Consider the following 17,706-nt stretch of genomic DNA (forward strand, 5'->3'; position numbering starts at 1 on the left):
TTGATTGAGGTACTTGTCTTCCTAAGACCGCTTGGCCTCCGACTTCCGGCCGGGCACGGCGCGGCCGCAGGCGCTCGCGTCGGCGCCGCCACCGGCAACGCCCGCATCGCGCCGCCGCGCCCGCCCATCGTCGCGATCGGCGGCATCACGCCCGCCAACGCGCCGCTGGCGGTGGCCGCCGGCGCCGACGCGCTGGCCGTCATCACATCTTTGTTCGGCGCCGACGACGTCGAAGCCGCGGCGCGCGCCTTCTGCCGCGCCTTCGACCCCGCGCAAGCCGACCCGCCCGAGGAGACCACCCGATGAGCCGCAACGAAGACCTGTTCGACCGCGCCTGCCGCACCATTCCCGGCGGCGTCAATTCGCCCGTGCGGGCCTTCCGCTCGGTGGGCGGCACGCCGCGCTTCATCGCGCGCGCGGCCGGCCCGCACGTATGGGACGCCGAAGGCGCCCGCTACATCGACTACATCGGCTCCTGGGGCCCGGCCATCCTCGGCCACGCGCCGGCCGAGGTGATCGAGGCGGTGCGCGAGGCGGCGCTGGGCGGGCTGTCGTTCGGCGCGCCCACCGAGGCCGAGGTCGAACTGGCCGAGCTGCTGGTGCAGCGCGTGCCGTCGATCGAGCAGGTGCGGCTGGTCAGCTCCGGCACCGAGGCCACGATGAGCGCGATCCGCCTGGCGCGCGGCTACACCGGCCGCCACAAGATCGTGAAATTCGAAGGCTGCTACCACGGCCACGCCGACAGCCTGCTGGTCAAGGCCGGCTCGGGCCTGCTGACGTTCGGCAACCCCACCTCGGCCGGCGTGCCGCCGGAATTCGCCGCCCATACGCTGGTGCTCGACTACAACGACCAGGCCGGCGTCGAGGCCGCCTTCGCGCGCTTCGGCAGCGAAATCGCCTGCGTCATCGTCGAGCCGGTGGCCGGCAACATGAACCTGGTCAAGCCCGCGCCCGGCTTCCTGCAGGCGCTGCGCGACCAATGCAGCCGCCACGGCGCGCTGCTGATCTTCGACGAGGTGATGACCGGCTTCCGGGTCGGCCCGCAGGGCGCCCAGGGCCTGTACGGCATCCGGCCCGACCTGACCACGCTGGCCAAGGTGATCGGCGGCGGCATGCCGATCGGCGCCTTCGGCGGCCGGCGCGACGTGATGGGCCAGATCGCCCCGCTCGGCCCGGTCTACCAGGCCGGCACGCTGTCGGGCAACCCGGTGGCGGTGGCCGCCGGGCTGGCCACGCTCAGGCTGCTGGCGCAGCCGGGCTTCTACGAGCGGCTCGAAGCGCAGACGGCCAAGTTGGTGGAGGGCCTGCGCGCGGCCGCCGCCGCGGCCGGCGTGCCGTTCAGCGCCGACCACGTGGGCGGCATGTTCGGCATCTACTTCCGCGACACCCCGCCGGCCTCGCTGGCCGATGTCTCCGCCAGCGACGTGCCCGCTTTCAACCGCTTCTTCCACGCGGCGCTGGCGCGCGGCGTGATGTTCGCGCCGTCGGCCTTCGAGGCCGGCTTCGTGTCGATCACGCACGACGACGCGGTGCTCCAGGAAACGCTGTCGGCCGCCGCGGAGGCCTTCAGGCAGGTTCGCTAGCCGACCTTGGCGTGGGTCAGCACGGGAATCACGCGCACCAGTTCGGCGATCTTCGCGCTCAGGGGCAGTTCGATTCCCGCCTTGTCGCTGGTCTCCAGCGCGATCTCCATGTCTTTGATCGACCAGGGCATCTCCGAAACCTTGTCCCAGTGGCGCAGGCTCCAGTTGTCGGCGCTGCTGGTCACCAGGGCGCGCCGCAGCGAATCCACGTCCAGCTGCCACGTTTTCGCCAGGCTCAGGCCTTCGTAGTTGGCCACCACGCAGGCCCACAGGATCAGGTTGTTGATGGTCTTGGCGACCTGGGCGGCGCCCGGCTTTTCGCCGACGTATTCGATATCGGCGCAAAACGGCCGCATCAGCGCCGCGGCCTCGTCGCAGGCCGCCTTTGCGCCGGACAGAAAGGCCAGCAGCGTGCCGGACACGGCGCCCATCTCGGCGCGGCAGACGGGGGCGTCGACGACACGGATGCCGCCCTGCGCCGCCCGCAGGCTCAGCTCCTGCACGAATTCCGGCATCACGGTGCTGATCACCATGACCAGCGTTCCCGGCCGGGCGCATGACAGGATGCCCTGCGGTCCGGAAAACAGCGCCTGCACCTGCGCCTGCGAGCCGGCCATGATCATCACCGCGTCGGCCGCGCGGAACGCCGCGGCGAGGTCGGCGACGGCCTGGCCCCCTTGCGCCTGGAACAGCGCCATGCGTTCGGCCGCGACATCGTAGCCATGCACGTCCAGCCCCGACCGCAGCGCGTGCGTGGCCATCGGCAATCCCATTCGTCCCAGTCCCAGGAATAACAGCATGCCAGTCTCCTTCAATAGTCGACGTCGGCGCCCGACGTTTCCGGAAATGCCCATGCGATCAGGGCGAGCAGCGCCAGCAGGACCACGGCGCCGATGATCAGGGGCGGATAGCCGATCACCGGATACAGCGCGCTGGCGATCAGGGGCGCGGCGAAGGTCGTGCCGCGGGCCAGCTGCAGCGCCGAAGACATGCCGGTGGCGCGCAGCGAAACCGGGAATACTTCGGAGAACAGCGAGCCGAACACCGAGGCGGTGGCGCCGAAGCCGGCATACAGCAGGAAGAACGGCGCCAGGATCCCGCTGAGCGACTGCAGTTCCTGCCACAGCAGAAACACCAGCACGCCGCCGACCGCGCCGACGACGGCGGACACCGACAGCGTCATGCGGCGGCCGATCCGGTCGATGAAGAAGGCGGCGGCCACGGCCCCGCACAAGCCGGCCAGCCCGGTGAAGAACACCCACCACGAGGTCTTGCTCAGCGAGAACCCGGCGACGTTGACCAGATAGGTCGGCATCAGGGTCGTGATGCCGTAGTAGGCGAAGAGCTGGAACGTCGCCGTCGCATAGCACAGCAGCAGCGGCTTCAGGAACGATGCCCGCGCGAACTCTGACCTTGCCGCGACATGCTGCCCCCTGGACTTGCGCTGTTCCCACAGCGCCGATTCCGGCGTGCCCAGCCGGATCAGCACCACCAGCACGATCGGGATCGACGAAATGATCAGCGACCACGACCAGCCCACGTGCGGCAGGACGAGCCCGCCGGCGACCGCGGCGAGCACGATGCCGACGAAGATGCCGCTGTAGAGCATGGAGCTCCAGGCGCCGCGCCGCTCCTTGGAAACGGTTTCGGTCACCAGGGTCTGCCCGACGCCGTATTCGCCGCCGATGCCGATGCCGGCGAAGATGGTGAAGAACAGCATGTACCCGAAGTTCGGCGTGAAGGCGCGCGCCAGCGTGCCCACGCAATACTGCAGGATGCACAGCTGCAGCGCCCAGCGGCGGCCGTAGCGGTCGCAAAGATAGCCCCACAACACCCCGCCGACCGCCAGCGAGGCAAGCTGCATCGAAAGAATCAGCGATACCTGGCCGGTGCTCCAGCCGAATTCCTTGGCCATCGGAACGATGACGATGGTCAGGAAATACACCTCGAAGTAGTCGAACACCCATCCCAGATAGGCGGCGACGAAGGCGCGCCACGATGCGCTGTTCGATTTTTCCGCGGGCATGGTCTCTGTCATTTTCTTATATTCCTTCTTGTGTCCCCGTATGGATGCGATGCGGCGCTAGCCGCGCTGCGCCGCCGCGTTGATGCCGGCAATGCGTCCGAAGGTCGCCCCGCGCAGCACGGACGTGGCGGCCGGATAGCGCCTGTGATAGACGCCCACCATCGCGCCGGCCGCGTACAGGCCCGGGATGGCGTCGCCGTCGGCGTTGAGCACCTCGGCCATGGCGTTGGTCTTGACGCCGCCGAAAGTGATGATGCCCGAGGGAATCAGGGGATAGGCGATGAACGGCGGCTTTTCGATCGCCCGGGCCCAGTTCGACTTGGGCGGCTCGAGCCCGATGGTGCGCAGGCCGTCGGCGCGCGACGGCGCGAACTCGCCCGGCCGGCAGGCCGCATTGAAGGCGCGCACGGTTTCCTCCAGCGCGATGGCCGGAACGCCGATCCGCTGCGCCATCGCGGCCAGGCTGTCGGCCCGGATAGGCGGCTGGTCGGTCAGGATGGCGCTCGCGTAGTTGGGGATGTCTTCGATTTTCGCGTCGAAGATGGCGTAGCCGATGCCGTTCGGCTGCCCCTGGATGGCATGGCAGATGCGGTCGTAATTGTTGTAGTCGGCGCCCGATCCTTCGTCGGCGAAGCGCCGTCCCAGCTGGTTGACGACGATGCCGAAGGGGAAGATCAGCACCTTGGCCTCGGTCCGTCCCGAGCGTTCGTCCACCGGCGTGGAGTGGTACTTGCCGAAATCGCCGCAGGTGGCTGCGCCGATATCGAACGCCATGCGTATGCCTTCGCCGCGGTTGTAGTGCGCGCCGCGGGCGACGGGACGTATGTTGATCGACCCGGGCCCCGCGTAGCGCGCCAGCATTTCGCGGCTGCCTTCGAAGCCGCCGCTGGCCAGCACCACCGAACGCGCGAGGAAATCCACGCGGCGATTGTGGCGCCCCACCGCCTGCAGGCCCGCGACGCTGCCGTCGTCGTCCTCGATGAGCCGGCGGCCGGTGGTTTCGTAGAAGAACTGCACCCCGCCCTCGGTCGCCGCCTGGGCAAGCGCCTCCAGCAGGGCGGCGCCGCCGCCGCTGGGAACGACCATCGGCGTATGGATGGTGAGCTGGGGCAGGCGGGTCGGGTAGAAGCGCACGCCGAACGTCTTGAGCCATTGGATGGTCGGCACGGCTTCGCGCGAAAATGCCGCGAGGTACTCCGGGTCCGCCACGCTCATGGCGCGCACGACGCTGGGCCAGGTCTGCGGCGCCGCCGTCATTTCGTCGACCATGACCTTGTCCGGATTGGCGCCGGCCACCTCGGCCATTTCCTCGTCGAAATCGTCGGCCAGTTCGGTCTCGCTCTTCATGCGCAGGAACGCTTCCGTATAGCGCGTGCAGCCGCCGCTTTCCTCGGCCGGGGCGCGCTCGAGCACGGCGACTTTCGCGCCCTGCTGCATGGCCGACACGGCTGCCGACAGGCCGGCGATCCCGTGGCCGAGCACCACCACGTCGAAGCCGGTTTTTCGTTCTGCCATCGATGTCTCCCTGGGTATCAAAATATTCCAAACGCGTCCAGATCCCGGACTCGATACGGACATAAAATCCGAGTTTCCGCCCGGGCAGGCGCGGCGTCTTGCGCCAAAGCGCAGCGACTTGTCCGAGACCGCAGGATCCGCTGGGGAGAGGCAAATGCAGCAGGTTTTTCATGCCGAGCAGCATCCGCTGGCGCGCCGCCGCGACGCTTGGCAGGAAGCGCTCTGGAATACCTTCACGAACATGGACGCCGTCCTGTCCGGCGAAGACGGCTACCGGGGAACGCTGCGCAAGGGCGATTTCGGCCCCGTGTCCATCATCGACATCTCCCTGTCGCGGCGTACCATCCGGCGGCGCCGGCAGCATCTTTCCCATCTCGACAAGGATTGCTTCTACCTGCAATTCATCCGGCAGGGCCACGCGCATCTCATCCAGGATCATCGCGGGCTGGCCTGCAGCCCCGTGCTCGCCACCCTGTTCTATTCCGGAGAGCCCTACGAACTGCGGTGCCAGGATGCCATGCACGCGCTGTACCTGGAGGTTCCGCGCGAAAAGCTGGCCAACCGCCTGGCGCGGGAGAACGTCCCGGTCGCGGGCAACCTGGGCCTGGGCAGCGGCGTCGGCAAGATCGCCGCGCAGCTCTGCATGAGCCTTGCCGCCGAAAGCGGCGCCATCGCCGAGGCGGACAAGGCGCGGCTGGGCGAAGACCTGCTGAACATCGTCGCCCTCGCCATCGACCGCGACGCCGGGCCCCAGGCGGACGGCGAGCCGCACCGCCCGGCCCGGCTATGCCTCATCCAGGCCTGGATCGAACAGCACCTGTCCGATCCCGACCTGTCCCTGGAGACCATCGCCAGGCACCATGGCATTTCCGTGCGCCTGCTGCACCACCTGTTTCGCCAGAAAGGCGAGTCGCCATCGAACTGGATATGGAACAGGCGGCTGCAGAAGTGCTATGAACTGATCACGGCGCGCCAGGAAATGCACCGCTCCATCACGGAAATCGCCTATTCGGTCGGCTTCAGCAGTTCGTCGCATTTCAGCCATGCGTTCAAGGGAAAGTTCGGCATCCGCCCGAGCGAGGCAAGGCAGGCATAGGCCGCGCGGTATCATCTTGCGGCTGAATCCATTCCATCCCCGAGGCGTTTCATGGCCGTCAATCTGCACATCCCCGCCCCCGAGACCATCCTGCCGGTCGACGGCGTCGAGATCGGCGTCACCCAGGCCGGCATCCGCAAGGCCGGCCGCCGCGACCTGACCGTGTTCCGCCTGGCCGAAGGCACGGCGGTGGCCGGCGTGTTCACGCGCAACCGCTTCCGCGCGGCGCCGGTGCAGGTGTGCGAACGCCACCTGGCGCAGGCGCTGCCGATCCGCGCGCTGGTAATCAACACCGGCAACGCCAACGCCGGCACCGGCCAGCCCGGGCTGGCGGCGGCCGAGGCCACCTGCCGCGAACTGGCCGGCCTGCTGGGCGTGCGGCCCGAACAAGTGCTGCCGTTCTCCACCGGCGTGATCCTGGAGCCGCTGCCGGTGGACCGCATCGTGGCCGCGCTGCCGGCGGCGGTGGCGGGCCTGGCGCCGGGCAACTGGTTCGACGCCTCGCACGGCATCATGACCACCGACACCCAGCCCAAGATCGTGTCGCGCCGGGTAACGGTGGGCGGCCAGCCGGTGGTCGTCACCGGCATCAGCAAGGGCGCCGGCATGATCCGTCCCAACATGGCGACCATGCTGGGCTTCATGGCCACCGACGCCGGCATCCCGCAAGACCTGCTGCGCACGCTGGCGCGCGAGGCGGCCGACGTGTCGTTCAACCGCATCACGGTCGACGGCGACACCTCCACCAACGACTCCTTCATCATGGCCGCCACCGGCCGCGGGCCGGTCCGCGTGGACTCCGCCGCCGATCCGCGCTATGCCGAACTGACGGCGGCGCTGAAGGCCGCCGCGGCCGAACTGGCGCAGCTGATCGTGCGCGACGCCGAAGGCGCCACCAAATTCATCACCATCCGCGTCGAAGGCGCGGCCGATACCGGGGAAGCGCTGAAAGTGGCGTACTCCGTAGCCCATTCGCCGCTGGTCAAGACCGCGTTCTACGCCTCCGACCCCAACCTGGGCCGCATCCTGGCGGCCATCGGCTACGCCGGCGTCGACGATCTCGACGTCGACCGCGTCAACCTGTGGCTGGGCGATGTCTGGGTCGCGCGCGACGGCGGCCGCAACCCGGACTACCAGGAGGAAGACGGCCAGCGCGTGATGAAGGAGGCCGAGATCGCGGTGCGCATCGCGCTGGGCCGCGGCAACGCCGCCGAGACCGTCTACACCTGCGACTTCTCCCACGAGTACGTCAGCATCAACGCCGACTACCGGTCGTAGCGCTTCCATTTTTTCCGTTTCACGAGGTTCTTTCCGTGGCATCCACCAAGCCCGACGCCCTTGCGTCCGCCGTCGACCTGGCCGGCCTGCTGGCCCGCGCCGAACGCGTACTGGCCCAACTCGAAGCCTGGCTGCCGCCTGCCCCGCCGCCCATCGACTGGAGCGCGCACGCCTACCGCTGGCGCCGGCGCGGCACGCGGGGCTGGCTGGAGCCGGTGCGCATCGTCGCCCACATCGGGCTGGAAGACCTGCAGCACATCGAGCGCCAGAAGCAGGTGATCGACCGCAACACGCAGCAATTCCTGGCCAGGCGGCCCGCCAACAACGTGCTGATGACCGGCGCGCGCGGCACCGGCAAGAGCTCGCTGGTCAAGGCCATGCTGGCCGCCTATGCCGAGCGCGGGCTGCGCCTGATCGAGGTCGACAAGTCCGACCTGGCCGACCTGCAGGAAATCGTCGAGCTGGTGGCGCCGCGGCCCGAACGCTTCCTGGTGTTCTGCGACGACCTGTCGTTCGAGGAAGGCGAGGCCAGCTACAAGGCGCTCAAATCGGTGCTCGACGGCTCGATCGCCGCCGCCGGCGACAACGTGCTGATCTACGCCACCTCGAACCGGCGCCACCTGATGCCGGAATACATGAACGAAAACCTCGAGGCCAAGCACCAGAGCGACGGCGAGATCCACCCCGGCGAAACGGTGGAAGAAAAAATCTCGCTGTCGGAACGCTTCGGCCTGTGGCTGTCGTTCTACCCGTTCCGGCAGGAGGATTACCTCGACATCGTGGGCCACTGGCTGCGCGAGCTGGGCTGCAGCGACGAGCAGGTGGCCCAGGCCCGCACCGCGGCGCTGCAATGGACGCTGGAACGCGGCTCGCGCTCGGGCCGCGTGGCCTGGCAGTTCGCCAAGGACTGGGCGGCGCAGCATGCGGCGGGGCCGCAATGAACGCCCCGCCCAAGCTGGTGGACGTGGCCGTCGGCGCGCTGCTGCGCGACGGCCGCCTGCTGCTGGGCCAGCGGCCCGAAGGCAAGCCCTACTCGGGCTGGTGGGAACTGCCCGGCGGCAAGCTGGAACCCGGCGAAACCGTGCTGCAGGCGCTGGCGCGCGAGCTCGACGAAGAACTCGGCATCACCGTCACCCACGCCACGCCATGGGTCACCCACGTGCACGCCTACCAGCACGCCACGGTGCGCCTGTTCTTCTGCCGCGTGACCGGCTGGCACGGCGAACCCCGGGGCCGCGAATCGCAGGCGCTGCAATGGGTGGACATCCGTCCGGCCACGGCGGCGCAGGCCGACGCCGCCCGCCATGCGCTGGCCGGCCGCCTGGCCGCGCTGGAAAGCCGCCGCCTGGCGCGCGACATTCCCACCGAACTGGAAGCCGCCCAGGCCGCCGTGCCGGCGCCCGAGGCCGCCATCGGCCTGACCGTCGTCCCGCCCACCGCGCCGCTCTTGCCGGCCACCCTGCCGGCGCTGCGCTGGCTGAGCGTGCCCGACCGCTATGCGATCACCGCCATCGGCAGCGCCGAAGGCGCCGACGCCTTCCTGCGCCGCTGCGAGGCCGCGCTGGCGGCCGGCCTGAAACTGGTGCAGTTCCGCGAGCCCGGCTGGCCCGACGGCCCCCACGCCGACAGCCTGCACCGCGTGTTCCGCCGCGTGCTGGCCGCCACCCGCGCCGCCGGCGCCCGCCTGCTGGTCAACAGCGCGCACCCGGCCGCCTGGTGGCGCGAGGCCGACGGCGTTCACCTGCGCGCCACCGACCTGGCCCGCCCGCGGCCCGAGCTGCCGGCCGGCGCCTGGCTGGCCGCCTCGGCCCACGACGCCGCCGAACTGGCCCGCGCCCACGGACTGGACGCCGACCTGGCCGTGCTCGGCCCGGTGCTGCCCACCCCCAGCCACCCGGGCGCCGCCACGCTGGGCTGGGAAGCCTTCGCAGGCCTGGCGCTGCATGCCGGGCTGCCGGTGTTCGCGCTGGGCGGCCAATCGGCCGCCACCCGCGAGCGTGCCCATCTGCAGGGCGCGCACGGCATCGCCGGCATCAGCGGGTTCTGGTAGCTCTCGTACGGCGACGGCGCGGCTGGCCGCCGGCATGCCGCCGCCTAGTTCAGCATCGACCCCGCCGGCCGCTTGCGGTCGGGGCCTTCGCCGCCGGCATCGTCGGCCTCGAGCGGCTGTCCCGGGATGGCGAATTTCTCGGCCGCCCAGGCGCCCAGGTCGATCTGCTTGCAGCGCTCGGAACAGAACGGCCGCCACGGGTTGGCGGCATCCCAGGCCGACAGGCGGCCGCAGGTGGGGCATTTGACCTTCTTGACCATGATCGCTACAGACTGTTGCACAGCGCCAGCTGGAACCGGATGTCTTCCATGACCGGCTGCGGTTTCATGTCGCCGCCCTGGGTGGAGAAGCGGATCGACACCATGTACTTGTTGGCGCTGATTTCGGGGAAGATGCCGGCGTCGTCGCCTTCGACGTAGACCCGCATCAACTGGTAGGCCTTGCCGCCCAGCATCTGCCGGAACACGCCCTGCTCGGCCACCGCCGACAGCTGGCGGCCCGATTCGCGCAGCATCTTCAGCACGATGGCCAGGCCGTCGCGCATCGGCAGGAAGGGCTCGACCCATTGGACCAGGTCTTGCGAGCGCTGGGCGGGCGCCTTGTGCTTCCACGCGTGGAACGACGGCAGGTCGAATTCGCAGGCGCCGCCGGGAATCGACAGCCGGCTGCGGATGCTGGTGAGCCACTCGTTCTGGCGCAGCGGCTGGCCGGTCTTGCCCTGCGCCACCAAGGCGGCCGAGGCCTGCTCGATGCCGGCCAGCATGGCGTCGAGCGCGGCCAGGTCGATGCCGGGGTGTTCGCGCAGCGAGCCGAGCGATTGGCGATAGCGTTCCAGGTCCTGCAGCAGGTCGGATTTCAGGTCGGCGCGCGCGGTCACGTCGAGGATCTCGAACAGGACGTTGAGGGCGACGTGGTGGGCGCGCGGGTCGGGCTGCCGCACGAAGAAGAACATGGTGTCGAACAGGCTTTCCAGACGCAGCAGCGTTCGGACGCGTTCGTTGAAAGGGTATTCGTAAAGAACCACGTAGACCGCCCCGATCCGAGTTTCGTGGAATATACCTGCTGCCTTCGCGGACCGCGACAGTTTCCGCCGTGTCCGGGAGCCGGCTATCCGGCGTCCCGCCGGTCCAGCCATTCGGCGTGCAGGCGCAGCGTGCGCTCGGCAAGCGCTTCGGGGGTGGTACCCCCATCGTTGAGGATGACGTCGTCGGCGGCGGCCAGGCGCGCCTCGCGGGTGGCCTGGGCGGCGATGATGCGGCGGATCAGGCCGACGTCGAGCCCGCTGCGCTGCTGCACGCGCGCGATCTGGGTGGCTTCGTCGCAATCGACGACGCAGATGCGGTCGACGCGATCGCGCCACCGTCCGGATTCCACCAGCAGCGGCACCACGAACACCTGGTATGCCCCGCCGGCGCGGCCAGCCTCAAGCTCGACACTTTGACCGATCATCGGGTGCAATAGCGTTTCGAGTTGTGTCTTGGCCTTTGGATCAGTAAACACCAGCTGCCGCATCCGGGCGCGATCCAGCGCGCCGTCGGCGGTGATCATCGCGTTTCCGAAAGCGGCCCGCAGCGGCCCGATCGCCGCGCCGCCGGGGGCCGTCAGCGCATGGGCGATGGCGTCGGTATCGATGACGGCCGCGCCCTGGGCGGCCAGGATATCGGCCACGCGGCTCTTGCCCGAGCCGATGCCGCCCGTCAGCCCCACCCGGAATGGACGCCTCCCCTTCACATTGCCTCCCAACGGACCCAGCCCCATCCTCCCAGCAATGCCGCGACGCCGGCGCAGGCCAGGTACGGCCCGAACGGCAGCGCCTGCCTCAGCGCGGCGCGGCGCATCGCCACCAGCGCCAGGCCGATGGCCACCCCCGCCAGCGACGACAGCAGCACCACCGCCGGCAAGGCTTGCCAGCCCGTCCACGCGCCGATCGCGGCCAGCAGCTTCAGGTCGCCATGGCCCATGCCCTCGCGGCCGGTGGCCAGCAGAAAGCCCCAATAGACCAGCCACAGCAAGACATAGCCGGCCATCGCGCCGATCACCGCGTCGGCCAGCGGCGCGAACAGCCCCCACAGATTGGCCAGCAGCCCGGCCCACAGCAAGGGCAGCGTGATGCCGTCGGGCAGCAGCAGGGTCTCGGCATCGATGAAGGCCAGCGCCACGCAGGCGGCGCAGAAGCCGGCCGCTGCCAGCGCCGCCGGCGCCGCGCCGAAACGCAGCGCGCAGGCCGCGAACAGCGCGGCCGTGAGCAATTCCACCGCCGGATAGCGCCACGCGATGGCCGTGCCGCAATGCGCGCAGCGGCCGCGCAGCGCCAGCCAGCTCGCCACCGGAATGTTCTCGTACCAGGCCAGCGGATGGCTGCACGCCGGACAATGCGAACGCGGGCGGGACAGATCGAAACGCGGCGCGGCCGCCGGCTCCTCGCCGCGCAGCTCGGCGCACTGGACCTCCCAGCCGCGTTCCATCATGCGCGGCAGGCGCACGATCACCACATTGAGAAAGCTGCCGACCACCAGGCCCAGGACGGCCGCCGCCAGCGCGGCGGCAAGGGGGTGGACGGCGAAGAATTGCGCAAGCGTCATGGTCGGCATGAAAACGCCGGCGGCGCCGGCACACCGGAAGCTTAACCGGTGCGCGGCGGCCGCGCGCGGCACGGTGGACGATAACGACCATTGCCGTCCGGCGTGCGTCGGCGTTCGATGCGATACTGCGCGCTGCCTGCCAAGGCGGCGGCCATGCCGGAGGAAAAATACGTGGAACGAGTCGATGCGGTAGTCGTGGGCGCCGGCGTGGTCGGGCTGGCGATCGCCCGCGCGCTGGCGCTGGCCGGCCGCGACGTGCTGGTGCTGGAGGCCGAAGCGGCCATCGGCACCGGCGTGAGCGCCCGCAACAGCGAAGTCATCCATGCCGGGCTGTACTACCCGCCCGGCTCGCTCAAGGCGCGGTTCTGCGTGGAAGGCAACCGCCGGCTGTACGCCTATTGCGCCGAGCGCGGCATCGAACACCGCCGCTGCGGCAAGCTGGTGGTGGCCGCCAGCGCCGCGCAGGCCGCCGGCCTGGCACGGCTGCGCCGCAATGCCGAGGCCTGCGGCGTGGGCGGGCTGCGCATGCTGGCCGGCGCCGAGGCGATGGCGATGGAGCCGGCCCTGCGCTGCCACGCGGCGCTCCATAGCCCCGACTCCGGCATCATCGATACCCATGCGCTGATGCTCGCCTACCAGGGCGACGCCGAACGCGCCGGCGCCGTGGTGGCGCTGGGCAGCCCGATGGCCGGCGGCCGCGTGCTGGCGGACGGCGTGCAGGTCGACGTCGGCGGCGCCGAGCCGATGTCGCTGCACGCGCGGCTGCTGGTCAACGCCGCCAGCCTGCACGCGCAGGCGCTGGCCCGCGCGCTCGAAGGCTTCCCGCCGGCGCAGGTGCCGCCCTGCCACTACGCCAAGGGCAATTATTTCTCGGTATCGGGCCGCTCGCCGTTCTCGCGGCTGATCTATCCGATGCCCGAGTCCGCCGGGCTCGGCGTGCACCTGACGCTGGACCTGGGCGGCCAGGCCCGGTTCGGCCCCGACGTCGAATGGACCGACAGCCTGGACTACGACGTCGACCCGCGCCGCGCCGACGTCTTCTACGAGGCGATCCGCAGCTACTGGCCGGCGCTGGCCGACGGCGCGCTGCAGCCGGCCTACGCCGGCATCCGGCCCAAGATCCAGGGGCCGGGCGAGGCGGCGGCCGATTTCCTGATCGCCGGGCCGGCCGAGCACGGCGTGCCGGGCGTGGTCCACCTGTTCGGCATCGAATCGCCGGGCCTGACGGCTTCGCTCGCAATCGCCGATCACGTGGCCGCCATCGCCGCAGGCTGACCGGGGTAGACTCTGCCTGTACCAAGAAAAAAAGCCCGGAGCCGTCCATGCCAGAACCCACCCTTCCCCACCCGGCCCTCCGGCGCCTGGCCGCTTCCTGCGGCGCGGCGCTGCTGCTGGCCGCCGCCGGCTGCTCGATCGTGCTGCCCGAGGCGCGCCAGCCGCAAAGCCGCGAAGCCAGCGCCGCGGTGCCGGCGCCGCCCGGCATGTCGCCCGCCGCCGAAGCCAGCGCGGCCGGCATCGGGGCCAACACCGACCACGGCGCGCCGCTGGCGGCCGCGCAAACCTTCCGCGGCGTGATTCCCTGCGCCGACTGCGCCGGGCAGCGCATCACGCTCACCCTGTTCCCCGACTGGACATGGCGGCAGCGGCGCGTCTACTTCGGCACCCGCGACGGCGCCGACGCCAGCTTCGTCACCACCGGCCGCTGGGAACGCACGCTGGAGAACCCGCAGCGCATCCGGCTCATCGGCGACCGCAACGAGGCCGCGCTGTACGAGTTCCAGAACCCCAGCACGCTGCGCCTGCTCGACCAGGAAGGCCAGCCCATCAATTCGGCGCTGAACTACTCGCTCACGCAGCAATTCGAACTGGACCCCATCGCCGACAGCTTCACGATGCGCGGCCGGGTGCTGCCGGCGGACGGCCGCACCACGTTCGCGATCTGCGCCACCGGCAAGTCTTACCCAGTGGCCGCCGGCGGCCAGGCCGACCAGCTCGCCGCCGCCTACGCCAAGCTGCGGGTGGCGCCGGGCACGCCGGTGCTGATGTGGATCCGCGGCCACGTGGCCACGCAGGGCCAGCCGCCGCAGGAACAGGTAGTGGTGGAAGGGCTGACCGGCGGCACGCTAGATAGCCCGTGCGACTGAGGTCCCCCCTACGCGCTTACGCGCGCCCCCCAGGGGGCGGTGCGGGTGGACCGGAAGGGAAGCTCACCCCCGCGCGGCCTGCGGCCGTTCCCCCTCAAGGGGGCGGTGCGGGTGGACCGGAAGGGAAGCTCCACCCCCGCGCGGCCTACGGCCGCTCCCCCTCAAGGGGGCGGTGCGGGTGGACCGGCGGAGCCGGATCCACCGCACCCTGGATGGGGGTCTTAGGGGCTGATGGTGTGCTGCGCGGCGGGAGCGCCTTCGCGGGGCGCGGCGATGCGTAGCAGCGCCGCGGCCAGCAGGGCGGCGGCGACGGCGCAGCCGGCGCCGAGGCCGAACGCCAGCTGATAGCCGCCGTTCAGCGCCGCGGCGGCGTTGGTGCCTGCGGCGCGCAGCGCGTCGCCCCGGGCCGCCGCCAGGCTGGCGAGCACGGCAAGGCCCAGCGCGCCGCCCATCATGAACGAGGTGTTGACGATGCCCGAGGCCAGGCCGGCCTCGCCCGGGCCGACGTCGTTCATCGCCGCCAAGAGCACGGGGTTGAGCGCGATGCCGGCGCCCAGGCCGAGCAAACACATGCCCGGCAGCACGTCGATCCAGAACACGCCCGCCTCCGGCGCGCGGGCGAACAGCGCCAGCCCGGCGCCCGCCAGCAACAGGCCGGCCGCGATCGGGCCGCGGATGCCGAAGCGCATCACGATCCGCGCCGACAGCCCGAGCGAGCAGCCGGCCATGACCAGGTTGGCGGGCAGGAAGGCCAGGCCGACCTCGAACGGGCCGTAGCCGAGCACCTGCTGCAGGTACAGCGCTTCCATGAAGAACCACGTGAACATCGCGGCCGCCCACAGCACGCCCACGATGTTGGCGACGGCCAGGTTGCGCAGCCGCAGCAGGCCCAGCGGCACCAGCGGATGGCTTACCCGCGCCTCCAGCGCGGCGAAGGCCGCCAGCAGGATCGCGGCCGTGGCCAGCAGCCCCAGCGTGCGCGCCGAAGTCCAGCCCGCCTCGTTGCCGCCCACCACCGCATACACCGCCAGCATCAGCGAGGCGGTGATGGCCAGCGCGCCGGCCACGTCGAGCCGGCCCTGCTCCGCGCCCGCGCCATCGGCCGGCAGCAGCCGCAGGCACAGCAGATAGACGGCGACGCCGATCGGCAGGTTGACCAGGAACACCCAGTGCCAGCTCAGCGTGCTGGTCAGCAAGCCGCCCAGCAGCACGCCCAGGCTGCCGCCGCCGGCGCAGACGAAACCGTACACGCCCATCGCGCGGGCGCGCTCGGCCGGCGACGCGAACAGGCCCATGATCAGCGACAGCGACGCTGCCGACACCACCGCCCCCGCCAGCCCCTGGACCGAGCGCGCCACCACCAGCAGCGGCTGCGACCCCGCCACGCCACAGGCCAGCGACGACACGGTAAAGGCGGCGATGCCGAACAGGAACAGGCGGCGGTGCCCGAACAGATCGCCCAGCCGCCCGCCCAGCAGCAACAGCCCGCCATAGGCGAGCATATAGGCGTTCACCACCCACACCAGCGCGGTTTCGGAAAAGCCGAGATCGGCGCGAATGGACGGCAACGCAACGTTGACGATCGTCGAGTCGAGCACGATCATCAGCACGCCCAGGCACAACACCAGCAGCGCCAGCCAGCGGCGGCGCTCTTCGGAATGTTCGGTCATCGGTATGGCGCCGCGGTGGGTTTGAGGTTCCGTGTCGGGGCCGGAGCGGGCAGCCGCCATGGAAGCCGGCCGCGGCGCGCGCATCAGCCGGGAATCAGCCCGCCGTTCACCAGCCAGGTCACGCCGAAGCGGTCGACCACCGAGCCGAACGCTTCCGAAAAGAAGGTCTTCTGCATCGGCATGGTTACCTTCCCGCCCTCGGCCAGGGCGTCGAATACGGGCCGGGCCTGTTGCGGCGTCGGGTAGGTGAGCGCCAGGCTGGCGCCGCGGCCGGCGCTGGAAGGGCAGCCCGGCATGGCGTCGGCGGCCATCAGCTTGCCGCCGTCGAACGTCACGCAGGAATGCATGACCTTGCCGGCGGCTTCGGGCGGCAGCTGGTCGCGCATGGGCGATTGGCCGACGGTCATGATGGCGGGCTTGCCGCCCAGCACTTTCGCATAGAAGTTCATGGCCTCGGCGCAATTGCCGTCGAAATTGAGATACGCGGCGAGTTCTGGCATGACGGGTCTCCTTTCGGTTCGGGGGGCGACGAAAGCCGCGCGCGGCGGCAAATGTGGACACTGTACACGCAACACCATGAACGTCGTATGACTTTTTTGTAAACCGCCGCGGCCGGCTTCCCTATCGCCGGCGGCTGCGGCATGCTGCGCACATGGGCGGATGCCCCAAACCGGAGGAGAAGAAATGAAGCGTGTCGCGATCCTGGACGATTACCTGCGCCTGGCTCTCAAAATGGCCGACTGGTCGGCGCTCGACGGCCTGTGCCGGCTGGACGCGATCGACCACAGCCTGCAGACGGTCGACGAAGCGGCCGAGGCGCTGGCGCCCTATCACGTGCTGTGCCACCTGCGCGAGCGCATGCCGATGCCGCGCGCGTTGATCGAGCGGCTGCCGAACCTGCAGTGCATGATCATCACCGGCAAGTCGCACCGCACGCTGGACACGGCGGCCGCCACCGAGCAGGGCATCGTGCTGTCGCACGTGACGCCGGCCGGCCCCGGCAACGGCGCCACCGCCGAGATCGCGTGGGGCCTGATCCTGTCCGCCGCGCGCCACATACCGCTGGAAGACGGGCACATGCACCGCGGCGGCTGGCAGCATACCGCCGGCATGATGCTCGAAGGCCGGACGCTGGGGCTGCTGGGCCTGGGCCGCATCGGCCAGCGCATGGCCCGCATCGGGCAGGCGTTCGGCATGCGCGTCATCGCCTGGAGCGCCAACCTGACCGCCGAGGCCGCCGCGGCGCACGGCGTGCAGCGGGTCGAGAAGGAGGAGCTGTTCCGGCAGGCCGACGTGGTCAGCATCCACCTGGTGCTGAGCGAGCGCACCCATCACCTGGTCGGCCGGGCCGAACTGGCGCTGATGAAGCCGGAGGCGATCCTGGTGAATACTTCGCGCGGGCCGATCGTGGACGAGGCCGCGCTGGTCGACGCGCTGGCCCGGCGCCAGATAGGCGGCGCCGGGCTCGACGTGTACGACGTCGAACCGCTGCCCGACCGCCATCCGCTGCGCGAACTCGACAACGCGGTGCTGACGCCCCACCTGGGCTATGCCACGCGCGAAACCCTGCCGGCCTTCTACGCGTCGATGGCGGCCGGCGTGCTGGCCTACCTGAAAGGGCAGCCGATCGGCGTGTCGAATCCGGAGACGCTGGCCTCGCCGCGTCAGAAACTGGCCTAGCCGCGCCGCCAGCCCGCGTCGGCACGGCGCCTCGTGGCCGCCGGCCAGTCCGCCGCCCGGCGCGGCGATGCCGCGTGCCGCT

17 protein-coding genes are annotated in these 17,706 nt (G+C 70.5%); 8 read left to right on the top strand and 9 right to left on the bottom strand.

Features of this window, described 5'->3' with window-relative positions; genetic code table 11:
• Positions 1-302: 302 nt before the first annotated feature.
• Positions 303-1,583 carry a glutamate-1-semialdehyde 2,1-aminomutase gene (hemL, locus tag ABD927_RS16575; protein ID WP_345250949.1) on the top strand — a complete coding sequence of 427 codons (1,281 nt, stop codon included), beginning with the start codon at positions 303-305 and terminating at the stop codon, positions 1,581-1,583.
• Here hemL and ABD927_RS16580 read toward each other — a convergent pair.
• The 3 genes from ABD927_RS16580 to ABD927_RS16590 are packed head-to-tail and all read right to left on the bottom strand — an operon-like array spanning position 1,580 to position 5,124.
• Positions 1,580-2,383: an NAD(P)-dependent oxidoreductase gene (locus tag ABD927_RS16580; protein ID WP_345250950.1), complete on the bottom strand. Its 804-nt coding sequence runs from the start codon at positions 2,381-2,383 to the stop codon at positions 1,580-1,582. The genes hemL and ABD927_RS16580 overlap by 4 nt on opposite strands.
• An 11-nt stretch (positions 2,384-2,394) precedes the next feature.
• A complete protein-coding gene (locus tag ABD927_RS16585) occupies positions 2,395-3,621 on the bottom strand; it encodes an MFS transporter (protein WP_345250951.1) in 1,227 nt (408 codons plus the stop codon).
• A gap of 45 nt (positions 3,622-3,666) precedes the next feature.
• The gene (locus ABD927_RS16590; RefSeq protein WP_345250952.1) at positions 3,667-5,124 is read right to left on the bottom strand and encodes an FAD-dependent oxidoreductase; all 1,458 of its coding nucleotides are present in this window, start codon (positions 5,122-5,124) and stop codon (positions 3,667-3,669) included.
• Between the two features lie 154 nt (positions 5,125-5,278).
• Here ABD927_RS16590 and ABD927_RS16595 point away from each other — a divergent pair, with 154 nt between their 5' ends.
• The 4 genes from ABD927_RS16595 to ABD927_RS16610 all read left to right on the top strand — a co-directional run bounded on the left by ABD927_RS16595 (position 5,279) and on the right by ABD927_RS16610 (position 9,548).
• Entirely contained in the window at positions 5,279-6,220 is a 942-nt protein-coding gene (locus tag ABD927_RS16595) for a helix-turn-helix domain-containing protein (RefSeq protein WP_345250953.1), read from the top strand.
• 51 nt (positions 6,221-6,271) lie between these two features.
• Positions 6,272-7,498 carry a bifunctional glutamate N-acetyltransferase/amino-acid acetyltransferase ArgJ gene (gene argJ, locus ABD927_RS16600; RefSeq protein WP_345250954.1) on the top strand — a complete coding sequence of 409 codons (1,227 nt, stop codon included), beginning with the start codon at positions 6,272-6,274 and terminating at the stop codon, positions 7,496-7,498.
• A 77-nt stretch (positions 7,499-7,575) separates the two neighbouring features.
• Positions 7,576-8,439, top strand: coding sequence for an ATP-binding protein (locus ABD927_RS16605; protein WP_425570287.1), 864 nt, complete (start codon positions 7,576-7,578; stop codon positions 8,437-8,439).
• Positions 8,436-9,548 carry a thiamine phosphate synthase gene (locus ABD927_RS16610; RefSeq protein WP_345250956.1) on the top strand — a complete coding sequence of 371 codons (1,113 nt, stop codon included), beginning with the start codon at positions 8,436-8,438 and terminating at the stop codon, positions 9,546-9,548. The genes ABD927_RS16605 and ABD927_RS16610 overlap by 4 nt, the downstream gene beginning before the upstream one ends.
• 44 nt (positions 9,549-9,592) lie before the next feature.
• Here the strand turns inward: ABD927_RS16610 and ABD927_RS16615 are convergent, their stop codons facing one another.
• The 4 genes from ABD927_RS16615 to ABD927_RS16630 form a co-directional block, all read right to left on the bottom strand.
• Positions 9,593-9,808, bottom strand: coding sequence for a DNA gyrase inhibitor YacG (locus tag ABD927_RS16615; RefSeq protein ID WP_345250957.1), 216 nt, complete (start codon positions 9,806-9,808; stop codon positions 9,593-9,595).
• 5 nt (positions 9,809-9,813) lie between these two features.
• Entirely contained in the window at positions 9,814-10,572 is a 759-nt protein-coding gene (gene zapD, locus ABD927_RS16620) for a cell division protein ZapD (RefSeq protein WP_345250958.1), read from the bottom strand.
• Between the two features lie 83 nt (positions 10,573-10,655).
• Positions 10,656-11,279 carry a dephospho-CoA kinase gene (gene coaE / locus ABD927_RS16625; protein ID WP_345250959.1) on the bottom strand — a complete coding sequence of 208 codons (624 nt, stop codon included), beginning with the start codon at positions 11,277-11,279 and terminating at the stop codon, positions 10,656-10,658.
• A complete protein-coding gene (locus ABD927_RS16630) occupies positions 11,276-12,139 on the bottom strand; it encodes a prepilin peptidase (protein ID WP_425570281.1) in 864 nt (287 codons plus the stop codon). Before ABD927_RS16630 ends, coaE begins: the two co-directional genes overlap by 4 nt.
• Positions 12,140-12,301: 162 nt before the next feature.
• Here ABD927_RS16630 and ABD927_RS16635 point away from each other — a divergent pair, with 162 nt between their 5' ends.
• Both ABD927_RS16635 and ABD927_RS16640 read left to right on the top strand, forming a co-directional pair.
• On the top strand, positions 12,302-13,405 hold the full coding sequence (locus ABD927_RS16635) for an NAD(P)/FAD-dependent oxidoreductase (RefSeq protein ID WP_345250960.1): 1,104 nt from the start codon (positions 12,302-12,304) through the stop codon (positions 13,403-13,405).
• Between the two features lie 47 nt (positions 13,406-13,452).
• Positions 13,453-14,274 (top strand): copper resistance protein NlpE N-terminal domain-containing protein, encoded by an 822-nt coding sequence (locus ABD927_RS16640; RefSeq protein ID WP_345250961.1) that lies wholly within the window; start codon positions 13,453-13,455, stop codon positions 14,272-14,274.
• 221 nt (positions 14,275-14,495) lie between these two features.
• Here ABD927_RS16640 and ABD927_RS16645 read toward each other — a convergent pair whose 3' ends face one another.
• Together ABD927_RS16645 and ABD927_RS16650 are read right to left on the bottom strand one after the other, a co-directional pair.
• Positions 14,496-15,944 (bottom strand): DHA2 family efflux MFS transporter permease subunit, encoded by a 1,449-nt coding sequence (locus tag ABD927_RS16645; RefSeq protein WP_345250962.1) that lies wholly within the window; start codon positions 15,942-15,944, stop codon positions 14,496-14,498.
• 83 nt (positions 15,945-16,027) lie between these two features.
• Positions 16,028-16,444 (bottom strand): VOC family protein, encoded by a 417-nt coding sequence (locus tag ABD927_RS16650; protein ID WP_345250963.1) that lies wholly within the window; start codon positions 16,442-16,444, stop codon positions 16,028-16,030.
• A 184-nt stretch (positions 16,445-16,628) separates the two neighbouring features.
• Between ABD927_RS16650 and ABD927_RS16655 the strand changes: the two genes are divergently transcribed.
• On the top strand, positions 16,629-17,624 hold the full coding sequence (locus ABD927_RS16655; RefSeq protein ID WP_345250964.1) for a D-2-hydroxyacid dehydrogenase family protein: 996 nt from the start codon (positions 16,629-16,631) through the stop codon (positions 17,622-17,624).
• Positions 17,625-17,706: the final 82 nt, after the last annotated feature.

Source organism: Pigmentiphaga soli (genome assembly GCF_039541095.1).
In the GTDB taxonomy this organism is placed as follows: domain Bacteria; phylum Pseudomonadota; class Gammaproteobacteria; order Burkholderiales; family Burkholderiaceae_B; genus Pigmentiphaga; species Pigmentiphaga soli.

Bases quoted from the DNA above. Each gene is read 5' to 3' on its own strand.
- ABD927_RS16585 (WP_345250951.1), bottom strand. From the start codon at position 3,621: ATGACAGAGACCATGCCCGCGGAAAAATCGAACAGCGCATCGTGGCGC.
- ABD927_RS16610 (WP_345250956.1), top strand. From the start codon at position 8,436: ATGAACGCCCCGCCCAAGCTGGTGGACGTGGCCGTCGGCGCGCTGCTG.
- ABD927_RS16615 (WP_345250957.1), bottom strand. From the start codon at position 9,808: ATGGTCAAGAAGGTCAAATGCCCCACCTGCGGCCGCCTGTCGGCCTGG.
- argJ (WP_345250954.1), top strand. From the start codon at position 6,272: ATGGCCGTCAATCTGCACATCCCCGCCCCCGAGACCATCCTGCCGGTC.
- ABD927_RS16590 (WP_345250952.1), bottom strand. From the start codon at position 5,124: ATGGCAGAACGAAAAACCGGCTTCGACGTGGTGGTGCTCGGCCACGGG.
- ABD927_RS16595 (WP_345250953.1), top strand. From the start codon at position 5,279: ATGCAGCAGGTTTTTCATGCCGAGCAGCATCCGCTGGCGCGCCGCCGC.
- ABD927_RS16630 (WP_425570281.1), bottom strand. From the start codon at position 12,139: ATGCCGACCATGACGCTTGCGCAATTCTTCGCCGTCCACCCCCTTGCC.
- ABD927_RS16650 (WP_345250963.1), bottom strand. From the start codon at position 16,444: ATGCCAGAACTCGCCGCGTATCTCAATTTCGACGGCAATTGCGCCGAG.
- hemL (WP_345250949.1), top strand. From the start codon at position 303: ATGAGCCGCAACGAAGACCTGTTCGACCGCGCCTGCCGCACCATTCCC.
- ABD927_RS16655 (WP_345250964.1), top strand. From the start codon at position 16,629: ATGAAGCGTGTCGCGATCCTGGACGATTACCTGCGCCTGGCTCTCAAA.
- ABD927_RS16645 (WP_345250962.1), bottom strand. From the start codon at position 15,944: ATGACCGAACATTCCGAAGAGCGCCGCCGCTGGCTGGCGCTGCTGGTG.
- ABD927_RS16640 (WP_345250961.1), top strand. From the start codon at position 13,453: ATGCCAGAACCCACCCTTCCCCACCCGGCCCTCCGGCGCCTGGCCGCT.
- ABD927_RS16580 (WP_345250950.1), bottom strand. From the start codon at position 2,383: ATGCTGTTATTCCTGGGACTGGGACGAATGGGATTGCCGATGGCCACG.